The sequence below is a fragment of the Legionella feeleii genome (assembly GCF_001467625.1).
GTDB classification, from domain to species: domain Bacteria; phylum Pseudomonadota; class Gammaproteobacteria; order Legionellales; family Legionellaceae; genus Tatlockia; species Tatlockia feeleii.
The window spans coordinates 69375-80521 of sequence record NZ_LNYB01000085.1 but is presented as its reverse complement, the minus strand read 5'-3'; the positions used below and the strand labels follow the sequence as shown (position 1 = coordinate 80521).

The window sequence follows — 11147 nt, the reverse complement described above, 5'->3', positions numbered from 1 at the left end:
GCTTGACATAGGGAGTAAAAACACCAGGGTTAAGGAGGCCATTATTAGTGCGTTGAGTACGAAAAACCTTAAAAAAGACGATGTTTTTGCATTACCAAGCAGCAAGGCATGCAGTAAATTAATAGCTGAATTTAGCTCTCATAAAAAACGCGAAGAAACAAGTCCTCTTCGCTTAATAAAGGAGCAAATCCCTGTTGCCGACAAAGTCCAAAAACAAGAGAATTGGGAACCTGTGAAAAATAAATTTGAAAATTTTCTATGTCAAGTTTTATTTCTATACAAACAATCAAATAATGCTCAGCTTGATACTTTTAGCATAGAGCGTAAAAAGAATAGTGTCTTTAGGATATGGGCAGGCAATAACTTGTGTTTATCAACAACCGACATAGGAAGTATACCTTTCTTATATGAGGTTTCGCAGTTTTTAATAGATAACGGCTTTAAAGAACAAGAAGATTTCATGATTGAAGATAGCAATGTTGACTACACCAATACTTACCTTGCTAAGTATTTTCGGTCTACGCCTAAATATTCCATAAATTTCAGCGCAAATGGCACAGAAAAGCTGTGTAAGCGTTTCCTAAAAGAAGAGGAAAAACCTTACTTACAATTCTATTCTGAAAAGAGTGAGCAGCCTCCAGCTAATGAAAATCCTTATCCCCCTATTTAAGCGAATTAGGCATGGAAGCATAAATATTAGTAAATTTCTGCCGCGAGCCAAGGAAGTGAGGAGGGAGATAGACTTGAAATGTAATCCTTAAGCTATTTTCTGTTGATTATGCTGGCTGGGATAGATGATTCCGGCCTACAGGACCCGCAATGTACTCTTACAGGTATGAATATGCTTTTTTAGGTATTTTTATGACCTTACGTCTAAAGGTTTAATAAAAAACTGGGGAAGCGATTATTTCTTGTCTTGTCGGCACTCAATAATAATTATTAAGCACTATAATTAATAATCACGCAGAAAGTCTTTAATGGTCGCCAAATGAAAGAAAAAAATTCAATAATAGAAATTATTCCCATAGAGCAAACCGGTCATATATGTAAGCCGACAACCATTGCGACTATTGATCTCTATTATGCGACTCAACATGATTTTCCTCCTATTCCTCTTAATAAAAAAAATAATCCGTTACATCAAGGTGTTATTAAAAACCCTCTCTCCATGAGGCAATTAGCAAAAGAAGTAGGCTCTAAACAGGGAGAGCTTCTTGAAATAAAGCAAGTACAGGATTTAGCAACTAAAATTGGATACCAACATACATTACATTCATTCGATAATTTGAAACATTTTAAAGTACTTATTACCTCTAGTATCGATGAAGGAAACCTTATTTTTGCTGCATTTTCGGTAAGCCTTAATAAAGACGATCTAGGGCAACCAACCACTACAGCAACAGATGAAGACAAAAATGAACACGCTGCGGTTATTCATGGGTATGATGAGGATAGAATTATTTTTTCTCATTGGGGGCAACAAAGGAGTTCTTCTTTTGAAGAATTTTATAATTCATCGCGGACTCTTGTAGACAAAAGAAAGTCCGAACAATATATAAATGTAAAAGGCAAGAATGCAAAAGGCTATAAATATGACCTAATAAAAAATAATGACGCTGAAATTAAAAGTGAATTTAAAACATCAATAACGCCTGAAGAGAACAGTGGATTTAAAGCGAAGCTATTGATAATAAAAAATCCTAAAGAATACCTAGAACAATTTAAAAAACACCGAATAGAGTTACTTGAAGGTTATCGTTTAAAATTAAAACAAGAAGAAACTAAGCTCTTTAACCAAAACAAAACACTCATTCCGCAGGATAAGACTAACGAGTTAGATATAAGGCACCTAGCACATGTATTTTTAGATGGTGAGATTGGAGGAACACCCCTTTCAGGAGGGAGCTTTTTAAGCTCTATCCATAAGTTAGGTGCGTTCTTACATTTTATTTTTTCTCCTACTAAAGAGAGAACCCCACTCAATCGACTCATTATTAATTTAGCTAGCTCTCCTGCAATAGGGGATGAGAATTTTTTCAAGAAAATACAACATCATTTAGCAAATTTATATGAGTTTGAAACAGAAAAACAAACCATAGTAACTAAATATAAAAAAAGCGAAAATGATAATTGGGTTGATATAGACGTTGATTTACATAAAACAGCTAAAAAAATAATTAGCCAATTTAAGGAGCAAAAAGATTTATTTATTGGCGGAGGATTTTCAGGTCACCCTGGTCATTCTGCTGTCTACAGGCTAAGTCAGCAAAAAAACGAAGTTTATTTTTGTATTTATGACCCAAGTAATGCATCTTTTCACGAAACAACTGCATTACCCTCAGGAACAATAGGGTATTACCCTATTTATGCGTTTACTATCCCATACTTACCTGAAAATGAATTTTTTTTAAATGATTTATTGGTCGCATTATTTAGATTAGAGCTACTCCCAATAATCAATAATAATCTTTTTGCGTACACTGAAAGAGATTTATACCAAATACTTCACTTCGCACCTAGTATAGCAAAAGGCCGAGTTCTTCCATGCGATAAATTATCAAATCCACGTCTTCCCCAACAAAGTGGCACTTGTACTTGGCGAGCGATGGAGCTTTTTATTGATGCATTAATACCAGAGCCTATAGCTTCACTTCAATTCATGCTTGCTTATCAATTGCACTGCTTTCATTCATTAGAAATAAACCAAGAGCATTCTGAAAAAATAAGACCTCAATCCTCACAAACGATACAATTATTAGAATATAGTCTAGTAAAGCTTGCCAAGAACGTTCACTCTATAGAAAAACTCAATGAAGAAGAGGTGAAACTCATTGTAGAAAATATAAAAAAATGGAAAAACAATCTAAAAAACATCCCTGCCATCACAAGCCAACACATTGTTTTACCAAAACACTTACCTACTCCCTTGGTAACAAACCCTTTTTTTACGAAGGACCTAACGATTAGATCCGAAGCCCATTTACCAAAAAAAGGCCTTGAAATCTTTTCTTCTCTTTCTTTTATGGAATGTATTAAGACATTGGTAGCGTCCTCTCAGGTCAGAGATTCAGCCTACATTCAAAGGGTAGAAGATTTTTGTTTTCGTTTTTGTAACTTATCTTCACCACTCATAGAGCCTAAATCACTAAGAGCGGAGGAACAAACCACACTCCTCCAGAATTTAAATCAGATTATAACACAATATCATGGACTCAATAAAACCCTCATGCCTCAATCTGTAGTTGTTACTTTAAGTTTCATGAGCCTCATCGATCGCTTAGGAAAAGAAAAAGCCTTTTATTTTAATGATGAAGGCCTCTCTGGCCCCCCTCCTTACTTTCAACAGATGAGCCTTTTTTTAAATCGACTGCCTCGGAATCCTTTTTTAACTACATTAAATCCTAAATTAGACTTTCTCTTAAATCAATTACCGTTTTTTTACCAAAACACCCAACAACAATCTTTACTCGATTATTATTATAGGATTTGTGACCAAGCTTCTGATGAAGAAAAAAAGATTTTAGAACAGGCCTGGGAGCTTTTAGTAAGAAAGAAAGAGTCACCAGAGCTTATTACAGCCGTTTATAAATTATTTTATGGAAAAAATGCTTCTTATTATTGTTTTTTAAGCCAAGAAGAACGAAAAAAATTAAATAATTCCACCCCAAAGCTAGGTAAAGCATTCGCCATTCAAGCCCATATTGAAGCAATTCTTGTTTCATGCTTAGAAAAAGTTGCTAATCTTGCTTATAACAGTTCTAATGTCTTATTATGGGGCGTATCGCCTCATTTAAAGATTAATATTAGCAAAAAATATGAGAATGAAATCGTAAGTCAGGAAAGGATTGTTAGATTAGAAGTAGAAAGCATCCTCGTTACCGATGAAATGAAAGAGTCATCGAGAGAACTTTTTCTAAAGCGCTCCCTTTTAAACACCATTAGCCTTAAAGACACTATATATTATAATGCCTTGTTGAGTCACTTTGATGGAAATAGCCCCAACTCTCAACAAATTCCTTACGAACAGGTGGTCTTGCAATACGAACATCCTTTGGGAGCAGGAAAATCTAACCAGCATCCATTAATTAAAAGTATTTCTACGCAGCAAAGTATTAAAAATTTATTATATCATCTTCGTGTCAGTGAGTCGTGCCAAGTGACAGCTGTATTAAGCGCCTTATCTAATCATTTAGAATGGTTTGAGTCTGATGACTCAAAAAATTATATTTGGCTTTCAATATTTGAACCCGGGCGATTATTGAGTACACTCATAAATAACCATTCTATCTGGCTCCTCTTAGATGCTTTATTTAAAAAAACAGAAGGTAAAACCTCTAAAGGCGAATGGTTTGTTTTAAAAATAGCCCTCCATTTTATTCGCTATTATAAAGAGGCTATAAAGTCAGGTCTTTTAGAGGATAATACTTCCATTGCTACCCTAGCACAACAATGGGGCGATCGGTTTTTTAATACAGCTAAAGCATCTCAACCACAAGACGAGCTAACAGGGCTTAGAGAAGCTCTTTACCTCAAACTTCTTTGTTATTGCATGAAGGATGAAATAAATATGGATTGGTGGGAGACTTATTGGGCTCTTGCGCTAGGGCCCTCTTTACTGGCTTTCCAAGAAGAATCTATCATACAAAGAGTCTTGGATGAAGTAACGCCTCTTCTTTTTTCTGCTAATAAGCAGCAATTAACCTCTATTGTCATGTCCTTATTATCTAAATGGGGAATGGATGTTAAAAAGGGCACCGTATGCGTGGATTTACCTCATCGTCGTATCGTAATAGACAATAACGAGGTCTGTTTCTTACCTCTAATGATCCGTAGTTCTTGTGAATTTAGCGAGCTGTTTGGTAATAAAAATATTCTGGCTCAGAAAAAATCCGTTTCCATAAACAGTCAAAAGTTTGATGAATATTACTTTGAATATAATGAACGGCCTTATCGTATTTTTTTTAATAGAGAGCATTTAATTATCCAAGCTCAAGGTGTAGGTACAAACGAGGAGTCCTGGTACAGTTACTCTCTGCCTTCAGAAGACTTGAAGTCTTCTTTTAATTTTAGTTGTATTGCTTTTAAAAGTTGCCCTCCACTAATCAATCAAACCAATTATAGGATATGGATAGCCAATCAAAATGATTGGCTTGTAGTAGATACAACAACTAAAGCAATTCAATATCAGAGAGATTCTTTTAATAAAACCATAGATGAAATAAATGATGTATTTTCTCGTTTTGAATCTCCATCGTTTATTCATGCATATAAAAAAAACAAAGAGCTTTACTGCTCATTAGAGCGCTATGGACTTAAATTTCAAAAAATATCAGAGGACTATCAAACCGCTGATGGACGATATACTTTAGTTAAAGAAAAGAACGATTGGTTTGGCTCGGGATTGGAGCTAAAAGATAATAAAAGCGGGAATCATGTTTTAATGGTTCCTGTGCAACGTTATATAGTATGTAAAGATAAGCATCAAAAACCAATAATTTCAGAAGATAAAACTTCCTATGTTTGGGCACATGACTTGTCGGATGAACTTAAAAAAGCACCTAAATTTACTTTTGGTTGGGATTATTCTAAGAGTGAGCGTTACATCTTCTTCGAAATAAATGAAAATAAAATTCGCGCAAAATCCAGTGAATCACAGCTGTATCTGGCTTATCTTTATTTAGCGCAAAAAAAGCCTAAAAAGGCTTTAGAGGAAATTAAAACCTGTGCAGTACATGGTAGCTTTGAGGAAATGAAGCAGCTTTGGTGGATTGTAACCTCATTACCGGCAGAGGAGGAATATCAACTAAGAAACTCACGAACGCTTGCGGTACAACTGCGTGCATTGTATGCCATGTTAAAAATAACCAACGATGTTCCATTATGGGCTAAGAGCCACACAAATCCTTCAAGCGACCCCCTCTCCAATACAGCACGTTATTATGAAGAGGAAAAAAATAAACTAGTATATTTTGTGAGCAATTTGGCCCAACATATAAAACAATATTACATCAAGTATGATACTGCACGCCCTTACCTACCCAGTAATATGCTCCTTTTAGTATCAGAAGAAGAGCTCCTCTTGTCCTACTGTATCGCCGAGGAAAGACGTCAGTATAAAGGAACTAATTTTATCTACAGTGGTGTAGTTGCTCTTCGATATTTAGAGCACTTTCTAGAGCAAGAGGGAAAAGTATATTGGTCAGAACAAAGACATTACTTAGTTAAAGACTCATTTGCCATTGAGCCTTTTAGTTGGGTAGCATGGTTTAACACACTGAACACGAAAGAGCGAGATCATTTTGATTCCGTTTTTTCTAAAGAACTCAATGAAACTGCTCTCAATAAGTTAAATCCTTACATGCCGTACCCATGTCTACTAGAGCAGTGCGGGTCTTATTTCCAATTAGCTTTAAGCCCTACTGATGAGAAAACCAGCTCCAAAATAGTTGAATTTTGTAATAATGTCATTCCACTCTACGCTAAAAAAGACGACAGCAATCGCCAAAGAGATTGTGCCTTTCTTTTAGTCGCGGAAATAATGTGGGCTTTACTGCACTCTAAGTTAACGGCTGATTTTTTTGCACAAGAAAAAGGCATTGATTTTGTTAAAAATACGGCTAAATGGTCTAGAGAAAATAACACTACAATACCGAAGATAAAGTGTTTCATCTTAAACACCGGGCACAACACAATCCAATATAAAATTAAGAAAAAAACAGTTTCTGTAAAGGAGTCTTTCAAACCAGAAGAATTCATAAGTAACCCTTCTTTTATACCTGAACCGATGACTAAAGTCTATAATTCTTTAATTGAAATCGAGAATACGTATAAAAATAAAGAAAACGAACTCATTGAAGCTATAGGGAAATTAGAAAATTCTTTTACTAATAAAGAAGAGCAACTAAAAAAATTAAGTGACCATTTTTTAAAAATTGAGGCCGATAAACAAACCGCAATAAACCATTTTTTTGAAGAGGAAGTCGATCACGTTTTTTTTAAGGTTTTGCTCGACCCTTCAATAAGTAAAAAAACAGTTGTGTCCATTAACAACATAAAAAATACTATTAAACTCTGTATAGAGTCGAGAGCCGTTAATCTAACAGAGTTGACACAAACCAAAGCAATTCCCAATCTAGAGGACCTCCTTCGTTATGAATATCAATCGCTGGATTTTATCTCTATGGGGATAGAGGAAAACCTAGCGTGTCAATTACCACAAGAAATTATAAAATTACGCCATTTATTGGTTTTCCAAGAGCGATTAACGAGAATACAGCATGCAGGTACAGAGTACGCCCAGAAAAAAAATCCACAAAAAGCGATGGCATTGGCCTCAGCTTTGTTGCACTTAAATATGCCAGAAAAAAAACAGCAAGTACTCTTTGAATATATGAACCAGTTGGTTTTGCGACCAGAACAAAAACGATTTATGGCACTTTTTTCAAAAAAAGACGAGCAACAAAGGTCCAAAGTGCTTCAACTCGTCATGGGAGGAGGAAAAACAAAAGTAATACTTCCTTTGTGGGCTTTTGAAACGGCAAACAGCGATTCATTAGCTGTTATTTTAGTTCCTGAGCTTGCTCTTCAAGTTAATTTTAATGACTTATCCTCCACTTCATTACACAGTTTTAACCAAAAAGCACATTGTTTGCGATTTGATCGCAGCACACCCAGTGACCCTGCGTCGCTACAAGCGTTATATGAAAAATTACAAATTATTCGTACTGAGAAAGACTATATTGTATCAACCGCCAGCAGCGTTCAATCTCTCGAGCTTAAGTACCTAGAAATTTTAAAACAACAAGTTGATGGCAAGCAAGACAGCGCTGGTGAGTTTAAACTTTATTGGTTAAATAAAATCCTCACCTTAATCCAAAAGAAGGGCGTCGTTGCCATCGATGAGGCACACAAGGTATTGCATATTAAAAAAGAACTTAATTATGCTATTGATAAGGTGAGCCCTATTGATACAGAGGTGGCCCAGTTAATGATTGAACTTTATATGTGGCTTGGGGAACACGCTCCTGAAATAAAGAATTATGCCGTAGACCCTTCTGAAGTTATGAAGGATGAAAAAATCTCTCAGTTTATGAATAAATGCCTGAAGTTACTATTGGAAAAACCTCCTTACTGGCTACTACGTGCATCAGAAAATAATGTTATGGAGCTAGAAAAGTATATAAAAGGGAGCACAATCAGTACGGATGAGCAAAAAAAATTAGATGCAAACCCTCAGAAGAAAAGACTATGGACTGTTTTGCGAGAGCAATTTCAAGTACTCTTGCCTGCCACGTTAAGACGTAAATTGTATGAACATTATGGCCCCTCTCCTGAATCAGGAATACGTTATGCGATTCCCTATCGAGCCAATAATGCACCTACCTCTTTTGTATTTGGCAATATCCTAGAGACGATAAATTATACCATTCAAATGATGATGTATCAGGGGGTAACAACAAAACAGTTCCAGTTTTTATTAAGCGAATGGAAAAAAGAAGCGCTAGAAGATAATAGAGAAGAAAGTTTAGTTCAAAAAAAATTCGAGATAATTTTTGGAGTGGGGTATAGGTCTTTGTTGGCTGCGCTGGATTGCAATAAGGTTGAAGTGCTGGAGCAGTTCAAAAAACAGTTTGCACATCATCCCATTTTATTAAGAGAAGTCATTACCCCTGTTATTCATCAACTGTCTTCTGAAAAGAAAGTATTAAGCTCTAATCCAATTAATTTAATAAACCAGTTTTATCAGGTGCTCGCTGTAACGGGAACACCTCAAAATCATAGAACCTATGCCTCAAACATTAAAATGATTTATGAGTCACGATTAGGAGGCGATGCTACCGTTATTGGATACATTACTAACAAATCCACCCTCAAAGACTGTGACTCTGCTTCGCAAATGCAGTTTATTATAAAACTACTTGAAGAACAGGGAACGGAAAAACAGATACAGGCTATTATTGATTTTGGTGGTTTTTTTATTGGAAAAAGCAATAAAGACATGGCGCCCCTCTTTATGGAGACTTATGAAAAAAGACCCAATTATGTTTTATATTATGAAGAAGACAGCCTGTATGCATATGGAAAAAATACTCCTTGTAAATCACTACATTCAACGAATCCAGCCTACTTAACCGAAGAGCTCCACTGCTCCCCTCTAGAGCGGGTGACTTACTACGATCAAGAGCATACTCTTGGCAGTGATATTGCTCAAGACGAAAAAGCATGCGCCATTGTAACCGTTGATGTGCTGACTGCAAAATTAAGTGAATTCTTACAAGCCGTGATGCGAATGCGTGGCTTAGGAAACAATCAATCCTTAATTATTGTTAGCAATAAAAAAATGCTTAATATAGCGCAATTAATTGAATGTCTCCGAAAAAATGAAGAAAAACAGCTTCAGGAAGATATCTTTCATGCTGGGATAAAAAAAATAGATGATGCTTTCCGTAACCATCTGCTTATGAAACTAAAGAACGAGTTAGATTTTAATAAGCGAAATGAAATATTTAATATAACTCAATCCCTTTTTATTCATGAAGAAGTCGATCGCACATTTCTCGAAGCAGCGTCTATTAGCGAAGTATTTCAAACATATTATAAGGGAAATAAAAAAAAATGGGCTGATGTTATAGATGAAACTTTATTTCCAGAGGAATTAATTCAAGCAATCATTCATCAAACATCACAAGACTGTGAAACCTTAAAACTTAATCATTCTTTATTTTTAGGCCAAGAAATACAACAATATCGTGAACAACAAGTAGAGGTCCATAAAGAAAAAGAATTGCTTTTAGAAACTGTAGCCCAAAGGATAAATCTCATATCCATTCAAACAGATTGGGTTACATCCTATCTAAAGGAGCGCTCACCTACATTGCCAGAAAAATGGCAACTGTCTAAGATAATTCATTCACAATATCCAGATATTAAATTCGCAATAAATACCAATTTATATGCTTCGAAAAACTTCCTATTTACTTATGAAACACAGCAGGAATTTTATAGTGCGTACACTAAGCCTGGAGTGAGTATCTTATTTATATGGAAAGAAAATGTCCTTCATGGGGTGCTCCTTTGTGGGGAAGAAGCAGAAAGTGCACATAAGATTATTACAACTAAATCGCTTACTCATTGTTTTTTAATGACCTTGGAGGGATACGCTTATGGTCCCACCCCTTTTCCTGAACATTCTTTACAAATAAAAGAATTGTTAGAGCAAGCTCAATTATTGACAGGGCATATCCAATCATTACTCTCCAATGAGTTATCTGATTGGGTTGCGAAAGATCTTCAAGAGAAGATAGCCTTTCTAGAGAAAAACGGCACCTTCTTGAATAGTAACAAGCAACAAATCATAAGGCTTCTCAATCGTTATGTCCAACTGGAACCATATGTTGATGAATGGCACCTCTCAAATGCAGAGACAAATAATTTCTTAGACTATCTTGCAAACAAAAAGACTCCCGAAGCCATTATTACTCGGCTTAAACCCATTTTGAGTGTATTAGAAAACATAAGGAGGTCGGGTGCTTCTGGACAGAAAGATGATGACAGTATTACTCTTCTTGATGACAAACTTTTAGTTTGGTCGTATAAGGCCTCTATAGAGTGGAGAATGCTTTTTACCAAACCTCATGAAGCGGTGCTATTAATTAAAAATGCTATGGAATTATTTAAGCAAGAAGTAGAAGGCATATCACTTAGAAAGTTAATCCAAAAGAAATATATGATGAAAGAAAACGAGTTTAAATCAGGCGCTTTAGACTTGTTTGAATTTTTTAATAAAGCGCCTGTGGCTCTTTTATTAAAGAACGCTATTGAGCCTTGGCAATTAGCGGCTTTGTTCTGCTTTAAAGAAAGTGTCAGCGATTGGCTTAAGCTGGCTGAGGAGCAGAAGTTTTCTTTTGACGACACAATGGTCCTCTTGTTTAAAGAAGAGGCGTTACGAGCATGGACTTCCGATGATTGGGAGCTTATTAACTTTTTATTAAAAGAGAAAAACCTAGGTTTTGAGGCACTGGCTGCCGTGATTGAGGAGTGGGCCACTATACAACCTCTATTAGCGCTTTATAAAAAAGACGGCGCAAACAGGCCTATTGCAGCAATAAAACCCATTCTTTTGAATTGGAAAACAACCAAACCTTGGA

Annotated in this window: 2 protein-coding genes; both read left to right on the top strand. The window is 35.7% G+C overall.

What is annotated here, in order from left to right:
• A partial coding sequence (locus Lfee_RS12540) for a hypothetical protein (protein ID WP_193786953.1) occupies positions 1 to 670 on the top strand: 670 nt, incomplete at its 5' end.
• A gap of 318 nt (positions 671 to 988) precedes the next feature.
• Positions 989 to 11147, top strand: a 10159-nt coding sequence (locus Lfee_RS12535; protein WP_193786952.1) for a DUF3638 domain-containing protein, incomplete at its 3' end; no start/stop codon positions are given.